19 protein-coding genes and 2 tRNA genes are annotated in these 18,568 nt (G+C 32.3%); 6 read left to right on the forward strand and 15 right to left on the reverse strand.

The genetic code is table 11. The annotated features are described in order from the left end of the window. The first annotated feature begins 86 nt into the window (after positions 1-86). Positions 87-1,178, forward strand: a complete 1,092-nt coding sequence (locus NEF87_RS19420) for a hypothetical protein (RefSeq protein ID WP_457917134.1) — start codon at positions 87-89, stop codon at positions 1,176-1,178. 62 nt (positions 1,179-1,240) lie between these two features. Here NEF87_RS19420 and NEF87_RS19425 read toward each other — a convergent pair whose 3' ends face one another. Together NEF87_RS19425 and NEF87_RS19430 are read right to left on the reverse strand one after the other, a co-directional pair. Next, positions 1,241-1,453 carry a hypothetical protein gene (locus NEF87_RS19425; RefSeq protein ID WP_457917135.1) on the reverse strand — a complete coding sequence of 71 codons (213 nt, stop codon included), beginning with the start codon at positions 1,451-1,453 and terminating at the stop codon, positions 1,241-1,243. Positions 1,454-1,667: 214 nt separating this feature from the next. Continuing rightward, positions 1,668-1,886, reverse strand: coding sequence for a hypothetical protein (locus NEF87_RS19430; RefSeq protein ID WP_457917136.1), 219 nt, complete (start codon positions 1,884-1,886; stop codon positions 1,668-1,670). A gap of 197 nt (positions 1,887-2,083) precedes the next feature. Here NEF87_RS19430 and NEF87_RS19435 point away from each other — a divergent pair, with 197 nt between their 5' ends. Together NEF87_RS19435 and NEF87_RS19440 are read left to right on the forward strand one after the other, a co-directional pair. After that, positions 2,084-2,263 (forward strand): hypothetical protein, encoded by a 180-nt coding sequence (locus NEF87_RS19435; protein WP_457917137.1) that lies wholly within the window; start codon positions 2,084-2,086, stop codon positions 2,261-2,263. Between the two features lie 93 nt (positions 2,264-2,356). Further along, positions 2,357-3,463 carry an aminopeptidase gene (locus NEF87_RS19440; protein ID WP_457917138.1) on the forward strand — a complete coding sequence of 369 codons (1,107 nt, stop codon included), beginning with the start codon at positions 2,357-2,359 and terminating at the stop codon, positions 3,461-3,463. 10 nt (positions 3,464-3,473) lie between these two features. On the opposite strand, the gene NEF87_RS19445 is transcribed toward NEF87_RS19440, so the two are convergent. Then, positions 3,474-3,851 (reverse strand): cupin domain-containing protein, encoded by a 378-nt coding sequence (locus NEF87_RS19445; RefSeq protein WP_457917139.1) that lies wholly within the window; start codon positions 3,849-3,851, stop codon positions 3,474-3,476. Between the two features lie 81 nt (positions 3,852-3,932). Between NEF87_RS19445 and NEF87_RS19450 the strand changes: the two genes are divergently transcribed. Beyond that, complete coding sequence (locus tag NEF87_RS19450) at positions 3,933-5,009, forward strand: hypothetical protein (RefSeq protein WP_457917140.1); 1,077 nt, start codon at positions 3,933-3,935, stop codon at positions 5,007-5,009. Between the two features lie 92 nt (positions 5,010-5,101). Here NEF87_RS19450 and NEF87_RS19455 read toward each other — a convergent pair whose 3' ends face one another. From NEF87_RS19455 to NEF87_RS19490, 8 genes are all read right to left on the reverse strand, one after another. After that, on the reverse strand, positions 5,102-5,554 hold the full coding sequence (locus NEF87_RS19455) for a chemotaxis protein CheW (RefSeq protein ID WP_457917141.1): 453 nt from the start codon (positions 5,552-5,554) through the stop codon (positions 5,102-5,104). A 22-nt stretch (positions 5,555-5,576) separates the two neighbouring features. Further along, on the reverse strand, positions 5,577-7,643 hold the full coding sequence (locus tag NEF87_RS19460; RefSeq protein ID WP_457917142.1) for an ATP-binding protein: 2,067 nt from the start codon (positions 7,641-7,643) through the stop codon (positions 5,577-5,579). Between the two features lie 15 nt (positions 7,644-7,658). Next, a complete protein-coding gene (locus tag NEF87_RS19465; RefSeq protein ID WP_371803145.1) occupies positions 7,659-8,024 on the reverse strand; it encodes a response regulator in 366 nt (121 codons plus the stop codon). 22 nt (positions 8,025-8,046) lie between these two features. Then, positions 8,047-8,493, reverse strand: coding sequence for a chemotaxis protein CheW (locus tag NEF87_RS19470; RefSeq protein WP_457917143.1), 447 nt, complete (start codon positions 8,491-8,493; stop codon positions 8,047-8,049). A gap of 7 nt (positions 8,494-8,500) precedes the next feature. Continuing rightward, positions 8,501-9,433, reverse strand: a complete 933-nt coding sequence (locus tag NEF87_RS19475; protein WP_457917144.1) for a methyl-accepting chemotaxis protein — start codon at positions 9,431-9,433, stop codon at positions 8,501-8,503. 207 nt (positions 9,434-9,640) lie between these two features. After that, positions 9,641-10,894 carry an amidohydrolase gene (locus NEF87_RS19480; RefSeq protein ID WP_457917145.1) on the reverse strand — a complete coding sequence of 418 codons (1,254 nt, stop codon included), beginning with the start codon at positions 10,892-10,894 and terminating at the stop codon, positions 9,641-9,643. Between the two features lie 267 nt (positions 10,895-11,161). Then, a complete protein-coding gene (locus NEF87_RS19485; protein ID WP_457917146.1) occupies positions 11,162-12,505 on the reverse strand; it encodes a hypothetical protein in 1,344 nt (447 codons plus the stop codon). A gap of 168 nt (positions 12,506-12,673) precedes the next feature. After that, complete coding sequence (locus NEF87_RS19490; protein ID WP_371803150.1) at positions 12,674-12,811, reverse strand: hypothetical protein; 138 nt, start codon at positions 12,809-12,811, stop codon at positions 12,674-12,676. Between the two features lie 199 nt (positions 12,812-13,010). Between NEF87_RS19490 and NEF87_RS19495 the strand changes: the two genes are divergently transcribed. After that, positions 13,011-14,009, forward strand: coding sequence for a hypothetical protein (locus NEF87_RS19495; RefSeq protein WP_457917147.1), 999 nt, complete (start codon positions 13,011-13,013; stop codon positions 14,007-14,009). Between the two features lie 90 nt (positions 14,010-14,099). Here the strand turns inward: NEF87_RS19495 and NEF87_RS19500 are convergent, their stop codons facing one another. Continuing rightward, a complete protein-coding gene (locus NEF87_RS19500; RefSeq protein WP_457917148.1) occupies positions 14,100-15,452 on the reverse strand; it encodes a hypothetical protein in 1,353 nt (450 codons plus the stop codon). A gap of 242 nt (positions 15,453-15,694) precedes the next feature. On the opposite strand from NEF87_RS19500, the gene NEF87_RS19505 reads away from it, so the two are divergent. Next, entirely contained in the window at positions 15,695-17,323 is a 1,629-nt protein-coding gene (locus tag NEF87_RS19505) for a YncE family protein (protein ID WP_457917149.1), read from the forward strand. Positions 17,324-17,551: 228 nt separating this feature from the next. On the opposite strand, the gene NEF87_RS19510 is transcribed toward NEF87_RS19505, so the two are convergent. The 3 genes from NEF87_RS19510 to NEF87_RS19520 all read right to left on the reverse strand — a co-directional run bounded on the left by NEF87_RS19510 (position 17,552) and on the right by NEF87_RS19520 (position 18,312). Next, a complete protein-coding gene (locus NEF87_RS19510; RefSeq protein WP_457917150.1) occupies positions 17,552-17,788 on the reverse strand; it encodes a hypothetical protein in 237 nt (78 codons plus the stop codon). A gap of 252 nt (positions 17,789-18,040) precedes the next feature. Continuing rightward, positions 18,041-18,176 (reverse strand) — tRNA-Met (locus NEF87_RS19515). A 58-nt stretch (positions 18,177-18,234) separates the two neighbouring features. Beyond that, a tRNA-Thr gene (locus tag NEF87_RS19520) sits at positions 18,235-18,312 on the reverse strand. Positions 18,313-18,568 lie beyond the last annotated feature (256 nt).

Here is an 18,568-nt window from a genome sequence, read left to right on the forward strand (position 1 = left end):
CGATTTTCATCGACATCGTATGCTAACGAAAACTAGTTTTTCGTTAAGTTTTTCATGCATTTCAAGTTAGTTTTATTGATCAAAAAATGTTTATTGCCGTAATTATTGATGAGAAGCTTTGGGAAATAAAAAAAACCATTGACAAGAAAAATCAAAAGGAACACAAATCCGAAATTGACAATGAGTTGTTGGAAAAACTTCCAGATGATCAGCGGCAAATTATTTCACCTCTCGTAATTCTTCAACAAGCCTTGGAAGAATATGATAACCAGATTGAATATTTAATTCCCAACGAAAATCTTCCTTCATTATTACAAATCGGAAAATTTGATTTAATATTTAACACTGCCGGAAAATCCGCCACACAAAATTTACCTGCACATTATATTGCTCTTTTTGATTTAGTACATGTTCCTTTTATTGGCTCTCCAATGGATTCGGTGAGTATTTGCAAAAATAAGGCTTTATTTAAATCTATACTTCAACTTAATTTCATTGCAACCCCTCGTTTTCAAATGTTAAAGATTCAAGGGGGAAAATTACCTCCAATCGATCGGAAACTTAAATATCCGTTGTTGGTTAAATTTTTCTATGAAGGAATTCACCAAGATGAAGTTACTGATCAATTAGCTCCCAATCCTACGGTTCTTTCCGAGATATTAACAACTTTTACAAAAAAAGTAAAGTTCTCGTATGTAATGATAGAAGAAGTAATCCAAGGAAGAAAAATATATCTCCCCATCATTGGAAATGACCTGACAGATAATATTCAATTCTTGCCTGCGTTGGAATATCTACTTCCGGAAAATACATCTTTGGAAGATTCCCTAAAACTACAATACAAAGATCTAAACTTAAAATTTCTCGAAATGACTGAACCTTTAATCAAACGAGCTCGTAAAGTTGCACATAAAGCATATAATTTTTGTAATTGTCGTGATTTTGCCATGGCTGTCTTTTTGGTTGATGAAAAAACACAAAATCTTCTTCTTCATGAAATTAATCCTTTAACTAGTCTTCTTCCTGATGGAAAATCTGCTTTAGCAGCTAACCATATCGGAATTGAGTATTCTGATTTTCTAAATGATATAATTCTCAACGCATTATTGAGATATGATCTCAAAATTCGAGGGAAATATTCAAAACGATTAAAAATTATTAGAAAAATAAGTGATTAGGCCTGATTTTTTATTGAATTCATTTTTATCCAAGTATATATACTAAAAAAACACTTCTCGGCTTATCGAAGTCCCTCATAAGGCTTATTTAATTTTCCATAAAGTGATTTTCCAAGCAAAGCTATTGATTTAAACATCAATAATAACCCTGAACCAATGATCATTGTCGCAATTGCAAATATAACACCTCTGTAGAAGACACCAAAGGTTGCTAATTCATTTCGAATAAACATGATCCCTTCAATAATATTGAAATTTGTTAAAAAATGCCCCATAAGTGAATTAGAAATCTAAGTTAATAAGAAATCTTTATGAGCCCAATTTTTAGCATTGGAAATGTAGGATAATATCTCGCCAAAAGATCTTATAATTAAACAATTCATCTTAAAAATCTGATTCAAACATCTCGCTTATCTCTAGACGTAATTTTAATGAAAAAAATGGCCTAAATTGATTTGTTCTTTGTATAATTTAAAGTACAAAATCTCCTTAAAGTAAATGCGAGAAATATTTTTCCAGCAGACTAAGCCCTTTTTCTCCAAGTTGTTTTATCTTCTTATCATTTGATTCAATACATTCTTGATAGTAGGAAGGTAAATTTTTGAAATATTGCTGGTTGTCTTCTTCAATTTTCTGGTCTAAAAGTAGTTGATTGATATTTTGCAATTTCGATTGATACCTCTTTTTTAATTTTATATTATTTTTCAACTATTAATATTGACTATTTTGTCAGATTTCCAAAAATTTTTTAGAAAGTTCATGAAGTTCATGAAAAACGGAACTACATTAATAATTTTTTTCCCGAATTTTAATAACTTTTTTATAGTCAAAATTTTAATTTTCTATTAATGGGCCAAGGATGTTTTTTCATCATCTAAGGTTTTGAATTTTGAAAGGGGATTATCATGTTATATTATTATTACAACGAAAAAATTAAAACTAGTGGAAGGTTCGCGCATCATGGAAAAAATCATGGCCAAAAGGAGAAAATCGGTTCAAAATCTCAAGATATCAGTCGATCTTCAATTAACTCTAATTCCAAATCAGATTTATTGTTTTTGGAAGGAATATCTATGACACCTTAAAAATCATCTCATCTATGCTTTGATATTAAAGGTTCATATTTTTCTTCTTCTTGATTATTCAACTTTTTTAATTTAATAATATTCTAATTTGTTATGGGTTTATTTCTTTCCAAATTAGCTCACTTATCTATTAAATATTCGTTAAATGTTCAGCCGGGCCAGAAAGTTCTTATTTCGGGTAATGTAATGGCTCAAGATCTCACATATGCTTTATTTAAAGAAATTTTAGAATCAGGGGCTCATCCAACCATTTATCAAAAATTACCTCAAATTGAGGAAATTTTTTATACCTATGCTAGTAAAGAGCAACTCGAATATGTTGATCCCTTCGTAAAACCCTATTCTTTGGATTTTGATAAGGAAGTATACATTATGGGTAGTACAAATACACGACAGCTTGAATTAATTGATAGCAATAAAATTTCCACCTTTGAATCGAGTCCTGAGCGTGTTCGTTTAGATGAATTAGCCGAGAATCGTGTGACTAAAGGTGAATTTCAATGGCTCATCGTACCCTACCCTTGTGAAGCTCTAGCACAAGATGCTGGAATGGGATTATTTGCATATCATGAATTTATATCAAATGCTTTGTATTTAAATTATGAAAATCCTGCTGATCAATGGAAGCAAATTGAAGGAGACCAACAAAATTATGTTGATTATTTAAATCAGGTGGATATTCTACATGTTGTGGGTGAAGATACGGATTTAAAGCTTTCTGTTAAGGGTCGAACATGGGTCAATTGTTGCGGTCATGTAAATTTACCTGATGGAGAAGTTTTCACAGGTCCTCTGGAAGATTCAATAAATGGTCATATTCGATTCAGTTTCCCGGGAATATATCAAAGTAAAGAAATTGAAAACATTTATTTAGAATTCAAAGAAGGCAAGATTGTGAAAGCAACAGCATCTAAAGGTCAGAAATTGTTAGTTAGTATTTTGAAAATAAAAGGTGCTAATGGAATTGGCGAATTTGCTATCGGAACCAACTATGGAATTACTAAGTTTTCCAAAAATATGCTCTTTGATGAAAAAATGGGTGGTACCATACATATGGCACTAGGAATGGGGTATGGTGAAACGGGGAGCTTATCCAAATCGGCTATACATTGGGATTTATTAAAGGATATGAAATCCCGAGAATCCTACATTGAAGCTGATGGAAAAATAATTTATCGTGCTGGAAAATGGGAGATATAAAAAAGGTTTTTTAAAGAAAATCGTCCTTGTTGGGAAGATATTGTTCATCTGTGGGGTAATATTCCTTTCTGGTAGGAGAAAATGTTTCTAATAATTCAGTATCTTCCAAAACTTCTGCACCATGTTTTTCCCATTGATTAAAGATATAACTATCTCCTGGAACTGCTGTAAATTCTCCTTTCTCGGTGATGAATTTCATCTTTCCTTTAATAATAAATCCATTTTGGGAAAATAAATGGTCATGTAGGGGTATTTTTGCTCCTTTTTTTAGTATGAAGTGGCATTGAGTCACATCCTCATTGTAGGTCAGAGTTCGAATAAAAATTCCAGGTAAGGCTTCTTTTGGTGAGACATTTTTAATATTCACAGGTTTTTTCCATGATTCCATGAATAGCTTAATGCGAGTAACAATAAAAATTTAAAAATTAATCTGGGCGAAAGTTCAAAAACAGATGCTATCGTGTTATTAATGATGACCAAAAATCGTACTGTTATCATTATTTCTCATATTGAAGATCTTGATGGTTTAGTTTCTGCAGCTCTTGTGAAGAAATATTTACTTCTGCAAAATTATTCCCCTTCTTGCATTAACATTCGTTTAACAACATATCCAAATTTACCTAATGAAATTCGCGCTTTATCCAACAGATCCGACACTTTTATTCTTTATATTTTAGATTTGGGTTTAAATTATGAAATATTGTCTGAAATTGAAAAAAATTTTCCTAAAAAAACAGATCCTATGATCCAAACACACGTTTATTTTGATCATCATGAGTTTCCGAACTACCCTCGCTCAATTGAGCAAATTTTAAACAATTATTTCAATATTATTGTTAATCCATCTAGATATAAGGCAATTGAAAAAGAAGCATCTAATTCTCTTTCAGATATAACACGAAAGTGTACTGCAGACTTGATCTATGAGACTTATCCTTTACTTAAATCTTCTTTTTGGGACCAACTTGTTTATTATGCCCATTTAATGGATTTTAAAAGCGATAATATTACAATAAATTGTGATATTGCCCAAAACCTTAATCAATACATTTCTTTTTATCAAAATGATGAAAAAAAAATTTATGATCTTTTAGATTGCATGAATGATCCCATTTCATGGAAGATATTTCTCCAACAATTACCAAAAGCTATGATTTCAATTAAGAAATGGTATTCTGATCAGATTTCCCTAATTTCAAAATCAAAAATTCAATCAAAATTTCTCGGGTATTCCGTGATCGCTGCTTGGGCTGATTTAAGATCAGGGGAGATAACATCTAATTTGCGTTTATTGTATCCTGAAGTAGATTTAATTTTAGGTTTGTCGGTTCGTGAAAAATATCTGAATATTCGCACTTCTAAAGATTTTGCTCATCGTTTGGCAGAAATTTTCGGCGGTGGTGGCCATAAAGATCGTGCGGGCTTTTCATTACCATCGAAATGGGAAAATGTGGTTCAAAAATATTCTTCTGATTTATTGTTTCCCTCAATTATTTTGGAAGATTTTTTACAGCAATGTACTTCAATTTTAAGAACTGATGGTTAAAAATCTACAATAGTTAATCTTCTAATATTTCAAGGTGATTGAGTTATTAACAATTAAATTGGTTTGAGTTTCATGAAGAATTTCTAAGATAATTACTGGAAATCAAAAATGCACTGGAATATCTTTGCAAAATTGATCGAAAAAATTGTTTTATTTTGAATATTTATAACGGAATCAATGTATCCCATTTGGATATTTGGAAAACTTAAATTGTCGGTTGAGATGGGAAATTTTGGAATATTTTCAAGTAATTTAGATATACGGTCAACTTTAAACCCAAAAATGACATCCCTGAATGAGGCAATGATTACTTTAGAAAACTTTTTTTGATTATCCAGCGGTTCAGTTTTAGTTTGAAATAGAATTTTATCAAAATTTATTATTGGGATTAGTTGCTCCCGAAAAATACACAATCCTTCACATTGTGAAATTATGGATGGGGTGGGGGACACTATGATTTTATCTAATATTTCAATTACATTACAAGATTTGATAAAGAAATTGGTCGAATTCAACTGGAATGTTAGATAAGAACTTGTTAACATAATGATCATCTATTGTTGCGATTTAATCCCTTTTTTTTTGTTTATCGTTAAATTTACTTGATTCTAATACTTTTATCGGGTTGAGGATTAACGAAACAACTCCATTTTTTAAAATTGCTGCTCCTGAAACTCCTTTGATTGATTTTCGAATAAAATCCATTTTTTTTAATATTACATCTGCTTTTTCAACAACGATATCCACTAACAATCCAATATTTTGGTTTTGATGGTTAATTACGATTATTTTGTTTTCAGTTCTAATTTTATGCTGGTTTTCACTGGTTTCCTCGTATATATTAAAAAAGTCTCCTAGATCATATATAATCATATCATTGAAGTGTGCAAGATCAGAATTGTCTGAAAACTTCCAGGATCCTTGATCAATGGGTGAAATATGTTCTCCATTTACTTCGATTATGCTAGATATAATATCCAAAGGAATGGATATAAATTGGTCATCATTCTTCACCACTAACACAGAAATTAAAGATTTAGAGAGGGGTATTTTAATAATAAATCGAGTTCCTTCATGCACTACTGTTTCAATTTGAATTTCTCCTCCCACTTTCTGAACTGATTCTCTAACAATATTCATTCCCATTCCTCGTCCTGAAATATTGGATATTTCTTTAGCTGTGCTAAAGTTGGGTGCGAAAATCAAATCAATTATCTCCTCGTTTTTCATTTCATTGAGTTCTTGTTGAGTTTTAATTCCCATCTTAAGAGCTTTTTCGGCAATTTTGGTTGCATCTATGCCCTTTCCATCATCTTCAATAATCATTAGAAAATTTCCCCGAGAAATTTTTGTTGTAATGGAAATTTCTCCGGTTGAATTTTTTCCTGCTGCTAATCGTTCTTCTTGTGATTCTATTCCATGATCCACAGAATTTCTGAGAAGGTGATTTATGACATTCCCTAATTCAGTTAAAATTTGCTGTTCAATTTTAATATTATTGTGATTAATTATGAAATTTATTTCTTTTTGCTTTTGTTTTGCTATATTCCGGACCATACGTGGAAAAATACGCAAAATTTTTGCAATCGGGAGAAGTTGAAGTTCCAGTACCGTTCCTTGTAAACTTTCCATAAAACTATGCATTTCAAAAAGCAATTCATGTACAGTTAAATCACCAAAGGTCGATAATTCTGATTCTAATTTTCGCGATCTAATAAGTAATTCCATAAACTGTCCATATAATTTGTCCAAAGTGGAAAACTCGACCTCAATTCCTTGAATTCTTTTTAAAGTGTCTTCAACTGCTTTACTAGAGACAATAGTCACATCAGTAACCGTTTTCTCTGGAAGTATCGCTTTTTTCACTTCGTCTGCTGAAAGATCCAATACTTCAACTTTTACCACATCCATGACTTCAAAAATCATCTTTTGTATTAGATCTGAAGCACTTTCAGTCTGAAAAATGAGCTTAAATTCTGTTTTGAATTTTCCTTGAAAAATAACATCTGGAGTGGGATGTGAATATATGATTTTACCATACTTTTGAATCTTTTTTGTGATGATCATAACTCGGACTACTTTTGCCGGAGCTTTTTCATTCATAGTTATGGTAATTTGCTTGATCGGATTAGATCCGCACTTTTCAGGATTAAATTCTCCAAAATCCACCAGGCCATACTTAGCAAAAATATTTGCTATTTTAGTTTTCTCTTTCTCTATATCTTCTGCAGGAATCACGATTTTATTGATTTTATTCTCAATTATTTCTACCGAAATCTTTAATTTCTCACTATAATCTGTTCGATTAGCAATAGCTGTTATACCTTGATCAATAACATCCAATTCATTATAAAAGAAATCTAAAATTTCTTGACTAAATGGAACTTTTCCCTTCTGAATCATGGAGATCAGAGATTCCAATTTATGGAAGTATTCTTCAAAATCTTTTAACTCTGATGTTCCTGCCATTCCTTTAAAAGAATGGGCTATGCGGTAAATTTCATTAATTGGCAAAGGATCTTCCAAATTTTTTTCCAGAATTTGTAATTGCTCTTCCAAAATATCAAAATATTTCTTCGCTTCATGGAAGAACATTTGTAAAAGATCTGGGTCAATATCATTGTAATTTACCATAAAATATTCCTCTTTTTAATTTAAATCAATAATATTTTGGACGGCTTTACAAAGCTGTTCCTTTTTAAAAGGTTTTACGACAAAATCTTTCGCTCCCAAATCCATTGCTTGCATGATGATTAAATCTGAACCGATCGAACTTACGACGAGAATTTTTGCTTTCGGATCAAATTTCATAATCTCTTCAATGGCTTCCAATCCGCTTTTATTGGGCATAGTAAGATCCATTGTAATTAAATCTGGATGATGAGATTTATATAGGGCAATTCCCTCATCTCCTGTTTCTCCTTCTCCAACAATTTCCATTTGCAGTTCTTTTAGGATTTTTCCGACAACTTTACGCATAAATTCAGCATCATCAACAATTACAACTGTTTTCATCAGTACTCACTTTTATTTTTTTTTATGAAAAAAGGTGGTGGTTCATGTTCAATTCATAAAAAAGGGTGTGTTCATCCCATAAAACTTGCTGTATTAGCAAACTATTTGGCATATTTTTGAAGAGAATTGGAAGTGGGAATGTTTGAATTAATCCTCTTAAGATTCTTACCTTTTTTCCAATTAAAATTCCTTTCAACAAATTCTCTTTCTTATAAATTATAATTTTTGTAAAAGAATTAACTGGTTCATCAAATCCAAGAAAAAGGGGAAAATCTAATAGTTCTACGATAATTCCGCGATAATTTATTATCCCCTTTACAAATTCGTTATGAGAGGGAATTTTTGTAATATATGGTGCTGGAATGACCTCATGGATATGCTCTAGAGGGATACAATACGGTTGGTTTTGAATATGGAAACTGAAATGTTCTATTTGTAAGATTTGGGACACGGTTTCATCCATCTTCATTGCCTTATTATGATTCAGTTGTATCAAATTTCAATGTCATTCCCGAATCATTTTCTAAAAATAATTGTTTTAAGTCATCATCAAAACCATCGTGTTCTAATGATGAAGGGGTCATGATCTCCTCGTTAGGTGTGGATTCTTCCAAATTTAACGAAGTTAACAATGAATTGGTGGATTTTTTGATACTTGCAGTCAAATCCAAAATTTCTTGGGCTGCTTGATTTGTCTGTTGAGAAGTGCTAGAAAAAGTTGATGCAACGATAGTTAAATCCCTGATGGAATCGTCTATTTCCAATGTATTTTTTTCTTGGAGTGATGTAATTTCAGTAATTTCTTTCAATTTACGTTCTGTTTCAGAAACTTGTTTTTGAGATTCATCTGCTAATTTTTGTACATATTCTGCAACAGATTTTAACCCGATTCCTGCTTCACCTGCTCTGGATGCTTCAATCGTCGCATTTATTGCCAAAATATTTGTTTTATCTGCAATTCGAGATATGATGTCGGAGATCGAATCAATATTTTTAACTTCCTTACGAATATTTTGAATTCCTTGTGTTAACTCGTCGAAATTGGTTAAAATGTCATTCAATGCCTCAACTTGTTGTGTGGAACCTTTCATAATTGCGATATGGGAACTCGCAAAATTTTCGCTTGATTGAGTGATCTTTTCGGTATTTCTTACAAGATGTTCCATAAGAGAGCTAATTAATATCCGATTCTTGCGATATTTTGTTAAAGCGATAATCGCAAACGCACTTGAAATGATTAAAATCACTAAAAGCAAAATCCAGATTTGAATATTGGAAATAATTGTGGAAAATGTTAGTTTTAGATAAATGAGTGGACCAATCGAACAAGTAAGAAAGAAGATCGAAAAATACCAGAACGATTGTGGTATATCTTTATTTTCTAAAAGTTTTTTATAGGTTTTATTCATAATGCCATCTCTTACAATATAATTGAAATTTACTTCTTACTGATTTATTCCTTGAGTTCAAAAATATTTTAAGAAATTTTTTGCTAATGTCATTTTAAAAATTTTTGCTCCAGTTTTCATACAAAGTCTTGCAAAATCGAAATTTCGTGTCTAAAATAAGCAAAAAAGTAAGCAAAATAATTGATGAGCTTTGTATTGTCGCTTGTATTAGAATAAATTTTCATCTTTATCCCGTAATCGATCAAAAACGGGATTTCCGTTGATAAAAACTTTGCTTATTTTGGATCGCGTATCCAAAGGATGTCCTTCAAATAAAACAATATCGGCATCCTTTCCAACTTCGATAGAACCTACACGGTTTTCAATTCCTAATATTTTCGCACCATTTATTGTGAGTACTTCAAAAGCACCTTGTTCTGAAAGTCCCTCACGATGAGCTATCGCGGCGTAAACGGTTTGAAATTGGAGAGGGGAAACAGGATGATCTGAAGTTAATCCAACAAGCAAGCCCGCCTTATACAATTTTCCAAGGGTTGTCCAAGTTTTGAAACGTGTTTCAATTTTTGATCGATGGCTGAATGTCGGGCCAATTAGCGCGGGTATTTGATTTTTTAACAAATAATCGATTATCTGATGTCCTTCTGAGCAATGTTCAATGATGATATTCACATCGAATTCTTTCGCCAGCTCAACCGCGGTCACGATGTCATTTGCTTGATGAGCATGAGCTCTTAAGGGGATTTTTTTCTGAAATACATCAATCATTGCTTCATACTTCAGATTTCTTTCGGGAATGCTGGGTTCTGATAATTTTGATGATTTTTCTTTATCTCCATTGATTTCGTTTTCTTTTTGTTCTCTTAAATAGACTTTCATTTTTCGATTGTAAGCATCCCATTTAGCCATATAATTTTGAACATCCACCATAAACTGGCGAAAAACTGCAAGATTTCCCATTCGTGTATTGGGCATCTTTTTCTGTGCTCCATATACTCGTTTAGGATTTTCACCAAAAGCACATTTAATCCCGGCTTTTTGAGTGACTATCATTTTAGAAAGCAACGTTCCGTGGGTTTTAATGGTTGTCATATGTCCACCTACAACATTTGCACTTCCTGGAGCGACACAAATGCATGTCACTCCTCCTGAGACGGCTCTTCGCAACCCTCGATCTTTCGGGTTAATTGCATCAATAACCCTTACCTGGGGGGTGATTGGATCTGTAGATTCATTTCCGTCTTGGTGAAATCCAATTTCCTCTTCGAATACAGATGCGTGACTATGGGCATCAATAATACCGGGGAAAGCGATCATATCTTTCGCATCAATAATTTCTGCACCTTGGGGTACCTCATATCCTTCTCCCACTTTGGTAATCTTGCCATTTTCAATGAAAATATGCCCTTGATTTATTATTTTTCTGGTCACGGGAATAATTTTGTCACACAATAAAACTTTCATATTAAGTTTAAATAGGGGATAATTATTAAATTAGAAGAAAAAATCGATCTTATGGTTGCATTCAATTGATTGAGAGACGCATGAAATTAAAAAAGCATGTAGCCTCTTTCCAAAATATATCTCGTACAATATAATTGAAATTTACTTACATTTATCCTATTTTTAACGAAATAATCACTTCAAGTAAAAATGATTGGGGGGATTTTTCGTACAACTACCAATTTTCTTAAATTATGATTTTAGCCATTAACAATTGAGAAAAAAGTATTAGTTTTTTGTGATTTTACCACATTCCGGGCATTGAGCTAAATTAGGATTATAATCGATCCCACAGTATAAACAAACAATATTGGGTATAATCTCCACAATTGGGGTTGATTTTGTTGTTGGATCTTGTTCTCTTATTGGGATGGTTTCTACTGTTGGTTCTTGGTCAGTTATCGGGGTGGTTTCTACTGTTGGTTCTTGGTCAGTTATCGGGGTGGTTTCTACTGTTGGTTCTTGGTCTGTTATCGGGGTGGTTTCTACTGTTGGTTCTTGGCCTTTTATCGGGGTGGTTTCTACTGTTGGTTCTTGGTCTGTTATTGGGGTCGATTTGACAATTGCTTTCTTATTTTCTTTCATTAATTCTGAGCTTTTATTTTCATAATTTCGATTAATTGCTGAATTGGGTTGAGTTTCGGTGGATTGTGTGAATTTTTGGTTATTTAATCGTATTTGGTGAATTGCATCATTAATTCTTGACATTTCTAACTGTGTATCTGCCATTTTATCTGATGCGTTGCTTTTCCTTGTATTTAAAGTTCTTTTTTCTTGTTCCGAAGAGAAAATTTGTTGTTCCTTAAATGATTTTGAAGGAAATACTTTGTTCGTAATTGTTGGGGTAAATTGTTCACCATTTTTTGCATGGGTAAAACCAATATCTATTAAAAGGATGCCTAAAAATAGTCCAATTGCACAAAAAATATACAATGTTGGATTTCCTCCTATATATAAGCTCAAATATAAATTAAGGACTTGAAAATCTAACCGCTGACCATAAAATAGCAGGGGGATTCCTAATTTAAAATTCTTGTATTGATCTTGATAATTTTCCTTAATATTATATGGAAAATTCAACTTGGTTACCAGTTGAAATATAAGAATTCCCCCTAAAATATCATACCATAAGAATATGGCTCCAGAATACCAGTATACTATCGAAATTATTCCAATTACTCCATAAATTATCAACACACTTTGTTTTAATTGCTTGTGTAGGGCAGGTGCATAGATTTCTTTAATAATATTAAAATAAAATACAATATCTGGTATGAAGAATAGAGCATTGGCAAAAAACCATCCATTATTTTTGATCAAAAATCTTAGAAAATATGTTATGGTGATGTACACATAGTATATTTGCAAAAATTTGGGTCTCTGGTTTTTATTATTATGTAAAAATTTAATATATCTTTCTATAATTTCAGGTGCTTTAATGTGTGCTAAATTCATTTTTTTGACACAAATCGGAAAAATAATCAAATTTAGAAGCCAAATTAGCAAGATTATTCCAACAATAACGTTATATATTGTAAAAGTTATAATTTCTGACCCAGAACCTCTATACATAGTTTCACTTCCCTATAATATTTTAGCTACAAATTTAAACTACTTTTGCTCTTTTTAAGAATTCCAACAAATTTATAAACATTATCTATATATTATTGCTTATTTAAACCTTATAGAGAATCCATCCGCAAGAATTTTATAGAGAAAAAGAATATATTCCATCTCATTTCAAGAAGTAATTATTTTGCGAATTAAATTAATAACCGTATATTTTAAGGTGTACCAAACGATTATTCCCCCAAATAGGCCTATAAAAATGACAATGGCTCCATAGGTTCCAATTAATCCATAAATAAACTCAAACATTAATCCTAACTCCATTAATTAAATTTGAAATAATTTGTCTCATAATCCTTACCTTATAGGATTATTCAAGTTAATAAATGTTATAGAAAAAATCTCATCCATACTTTTTGATAGTAAAAATTATGTGATAATAACTTGTTTCATAACCCATATATTAAGGCTTTGTCATAATATATTTATACCTACACAGTGATTTCCCATGATTCATCAAATATATATATTAACATCTGATTCAGGTCTTCCTCTTGTCCAAGTTGATTTTAATGAAATCCCAAATGAAGAAGCATCGAAAGATACCATTTTGTTCAGTGGAGCGTTAACAAGTATTCGATTATTCTTAAAAGAGTGTAAGATTGGGGATTTATCCAATTTCACTACCAATGATAAACAAATTGAGATGTGTTATTTAACTTACATTACTGTGGCTGTAGTTGCTGACCGTGAATCACCTTCAAAAAAAATTTTAGAAGATATTACCTCGGATATTGCAGCCATGTTTATCTCCATTTTCAAAAACACTTTAGAAAACTTCAATGGAAATCTTTCTCCCTTTCAAGAATTCAGTGCTGAACTAAAAGATTTTGTCAATCTTAAATTGGAACAAAGCAGAGAAAAAGAAACTAAATTTCAGCCTGTTCTAAATGCTCCTGGGCAAAACTCCCACAGTATTGAAGAATGGTTAAAAAACCAATTTTCAATGGATGCTCAAATAGATACTCAGAAAGAACTTCTAATTGATGGTAAAATTCTCAAAATGGATTATATTCTTAACTCTGGATCCCGAAAATTAAATCGAATTGATAAATTTCTCGCTAGACGATTATATAAACTCGATTTCCAAGATCAAATTCTCGTTAAAATCTTAGATGTTGTGCACGGGCCAGCTCAAATCAAAGAATTTTTAACACTGATATCTAAAATGGGGGATGTTGATGCCAATATTGATCCACCTTCTCATAATTGGTTACCTTCAAAAGTAATATTCCTCGGGCCCACTGTTCAGAAAGATCTATTCGAAAATTTGGGAAGAATCATAAAAAATTATAAAGGAATTGCTGTAATAACACCAGAATATGTTGATCATATTCACAAAGATCATTCTCCGCATCATGCGTTTTTACGTTGCGAAATTTCTGCTTGGCAATGGGATTTGAATCAAATTACCTCGATAAATGTTCCCAAGAAAGTTTTTCCCTAAATCTGGAGTATATTGGATTATGGAATGATTTCCAGCAAAACATAATAAATTAAAAATTTTTTTTTTAACACCACGATATATCTCATTTTACTAAGTAATCTTACTTGAATTGGTTGTTTCTCGCTTTTCCCATTCTAGAAATTGTTGATCCAGCGTGTGAATATAGGCTTTGAGTTCTTCCGGTTGTTGACCATACTGTTTGATTTTTAAAGATTTTAAATTGCTCTCATATTTCTCTACTTCGAGAGGTTCGATTTTCGTACTATCGAATAATTGATTGTACTGCTGAACGATGCTCGCTTGCAATTCCTGCATATTTTTTGTTAAAGCAGTGCTGACTTGGTAAATTTCCGTGATTTCTTCAGATTTCTCCATATATTTCATGATTTTTTTGAGATAATTTTGAATTTCGGGAATCATTAGCTGCAACGCTTCTTTCGCTTTTTGAAGATTGTTTTTTTCTACATTTTCTATAACTTTGTTATAATTTTGTTCAAATTTTGTGTATTCGATAACAAATCGATTGTAATCTATTTTTATATCCAGATCATCGAGAATTTCATTTAATTCCTTAATATCTTCCTTGGATTTATATTTTCTAACTGTTTTCTTGTAGGCATTGGTCAAGTCTTGCATTGACACTAAGATTTTATGGATTCCTTGGTAATATTTGGCATGTTTTTCTTTTTCCAACCTTTCAAATAGATCTTGATATCGACGTGAGTAATCAACATCAATAATTTTTCTCATCATCTGTTTGTTAATTTCATTTCTGCGAATTAATTTCAAAGTCAAATCGTCTAAATCTAAGTTTTGGGCAATAGAAATTCCGTGATTGTGATATTGCATTTCAATTGCGAGTAATTCTCGTGCTTTTCCTATATCATCATGATCCAACGCTTCTTTTGTTTCATGGCGTTTTTCCGTGATTTTAACGAGTAATTGTTCCAAAGGAATATCTGTGGCAATTTCTGTAGTGGGTTTATAGCCTATAATTGAAAATTCATTCATTTTTGGGTTTATCTTATAATATAATATTACAAATAATATCAAGAAATACAAAAATTCACTGTAAAGGAGCACTTTATGTGACATCGTAGAACGAAGTGCTATAAATGGAAGATAGATCATCATTAGTAAGTTGATGGCTCCTCCCACAATCATTGCTGGAATAGTATGGAATTTTCCCTTTCTTTTTTTATGTTCATCAATTTTGGCATTGGAATAGATCGCAATAAACGCGCCAATATAATAAGCTCCAAAAAAAGTCCAGATGAAAATGGTAAAAATAGAAGTTAGTGTTCTATCGATGGAAAATAAAATTCTGTTATATCTATTAAAGAATAGATTTAATGTCAGCGCCTCTATCCCAAAAATGACGTGAAAGAAGAAATATATCGCATCGGTTTTAAAGAAAAATGTGTTTCGGAAAAATTGACTCATTGATTTCACCTTATTAGTATAAGGATAAATTCCTTTTTTTTAAATATATGTCTTTCTCTTATTTAATGGTGTTATTTTAGAGGTAATCAACATTAGATTAAAAAAATGAAAACAAATTGATATCACTTTTTACTGATTTTATCAATGAAGTAGTTCAAGAAAACAACTTTATTGCCTATCCAATTCGGAGGTGTAGGAACACTTATATGTTTCATTCATCACATTTGTACTGGTGATAGGTTATGAAATGTGAACAAAAAACAATTGGATTATTTCTTGGATTAATGTTATTATGGGGGGGAATCACAATTTACCCTCAAAATAATTCATCTACCGATTCTCTTCCTGTCTTTGAAAATCTTAACAGCATTCCAAAAGCTTCGAACATGAGCAAGTCTATTAAAACTTTGGATTTCTTTACAAACGATATACAAGCCTTGGCTATTTATGGAAATCGCATCTGGGGGGTTGACCGGGTTTTAAAGCAAATTATAGAAGTCTCAGCTGTAAATGGAGATCTTCTAGAAACTTTTCCTGATTTTGGTTTTGACTGTGACAGTTTAGCCGCCAGTGCTGATTATCTATATACGACTGCTGCTGTGGCGGGAAATGGGACAATTTTTATAATAAATCCAACGACTCAAGCAATTGTCGATACTTTGGTCATTTATTCAGATCAATCCCAAACATTTGGGCTGGAATATTCCGCTGGTACAATTTGGATGGATCAAATGAACGTTATGACGTTTTCTTGTAACTTGCTACAAATCAATGCAATTTCAGGAGCAGTGATAAAAAATTTTTCTCTACCTTTTAGAATGGCTGCAGGTCCCGAAATTAATGGAATAGTATATTGCATCAGCTATAATGATAACAATATCTATGGGATTGATGCCTCAAATGGTCAGATATTATGCAAATTTAAATCTCCTATAATTTCTACTGGCGATTGGGGATCTACTCAACAAGGAAATTTATTGGTAGTTAGCGATTATAACGAGAATTGTCTCCATTGGATTAAAACAGAATTTAATACAGGGGAATATGTTTTCGGTTTTGATTATTCTGCCTACACCTTCCCTTTCCGAATGACAAATAATGGGACTCACCTCTTTTTCCGACCTTTCTACACAACAGCAATTACTGTTGCAGAAATTGGGACTGGGGAAGAAGTTGCTGAGCTTTCAACTAGCTTTATACCAATTGGTCTCTCCTATCATGAAGGAACAATATGGGCTGCAGAATTTGGGGGTTCTTATGAAATTTGCCAATTAGATATGAGCGGAACAACGATTCATAGTTTTTCTCTGGGTTTAGATGGCTCATCTCAAATTTACGCGCTCGAATGGGTCGATTCCTATATTTGGGCTTATTTAGTAAATGGCACTATGATTCAAATCAATCCTACTACTGAATCTATTGTTAATCACTTTGAGATTGAGTATTCTATTACTGGTTTGGCGTGGTCAAGTGAACACGATGCGCTTTATGGTACCACATCCGATTCAAATCTTATATTTGAGATTGATCTTTCATCTGGAACAATTCTTGCTGAATCAATTCTTATGTGTGAAGGAACCAACTTTTATGGACTCACAACATGGCGGGACAAGTTTATCGTCAATGAAATGAACTCAGGACCTAAACAATTAAAGTATTTCCAGAATAATATTCCAATTCCTCCAGTAGATGATACAGTGGATGACACCACAAGTAGCACTACAACAACCAATTCTTCTGGAAGTACGACAGATGGAGTCCCCTTAATTTTTGGTCTTAATGCAAATTATGTTGCCCTCGGTGGTGTTGGAGCAGGATTGCTATTAGGGATTCTATTCGGAGGCTTGATATTTGGGCGAAAGAAAAAATAACACATTGAAATATAAATTTCTTGCCTTTTTTTTACCTCCAAATCCAAATAAATAATTTTTTGTTATTATTACTTACTTGTGTAGAAACATTGTTAACCAGATGCTCTACTTTCTTTGGTTCAGGTTGAATTAGGTAGTTATCATCAAAATTGAAGTCCATTTTCGCCCATTCGTCATTTTTATGATAATTAACTAAATAAGTGAAAAAAAAGGAAGGCCGGTATAATTTCATTCATAGTCTAAAGAAGTCTTGTCTTCATTTTTCTCTGTTTTTACTTTTTCTTCCTGCATTTCTTCTTCCTTCACATCTGAAGTATTGTTTATCCCATTCCATCCAATCAGTACGAATAAAATGGCTAATATAAGGAAAATAGGTCCCATTTCTGTGTTATATCCTGCTCCTATCGCCGTAAGTCCCAGTAAAGCTATGATAGCGGATTGTGAATTTTTGGAAAATCCTTCCATAGATATTTTAAGTCTCACTGCAAATAAAAATTGATCTTTGAATGAGTTAAGTAAATTTCCCAGCACTATTTTGAAATCTGAAAAAAAAGGGAAACAATTGCAGTAGTGTTGATCACAAAATTTTTATTTTCCTTTTTATAAAGGAGATAATTTTTAAGCACTCCAATTACCTCGCTGTAGCAGATTTTTTTTCTGATTGATGCAACTCACCAAAAAATCATCCAATTTTAGGAAAGAAGAAAAATTAGGTAGTACCGGTGGTGTGGATTGAACACACGAACCTCTGGATGTCTCATCTGGACCGCATTGAATGCGTCCGACCCTTTTTTAGTCCATTTCGCAATGGAGATTATGAGTCCAGCGCTCTAACCAACTGAGCTACACCGGCATGGGTTTTGGATATTTTAGGCACTCTCGTGCAAGATACGAAATAAAGATAGAAAGTGTGGAGCCTTCGGAGGGACTTGAACCCTCGACATCTGCCTTACCAAGGCAGCGTAATGGCCGGGCTAGACTACAAAGGCATACCACTGATTTTGGAAATGATGGCAAGTATTTGAACTTTACCAGTGCACTTTCAAAACTATGATCATGAATATTCCATTTCATAAAAATTTTTTTGCACAGTGTCGGGAACAGAAGATTGTACCAGTTCTATTTGTGGCATGAGGGGTGTGGAGAGAAGCAAAACTTTTTCGAAAGGAATAACTCTCGCCAAAATTTAGTGCATACATTTTTGAGGGGGGACTTTGGGAAAAAACCCGAATTTACAATTTGGGA

The organism is Candidatus Lokiarchaeum ossiferum (genome assembly GCA_025839675.1).
Classification (GTDB): domain Archaea; phylum Asgardarchaeota; class Lokiarchaeia; order Sigyniarchaeales; family Promethearchaeaceae; genus Lokiarchaeum; species Lokiarchaeum ossiferum.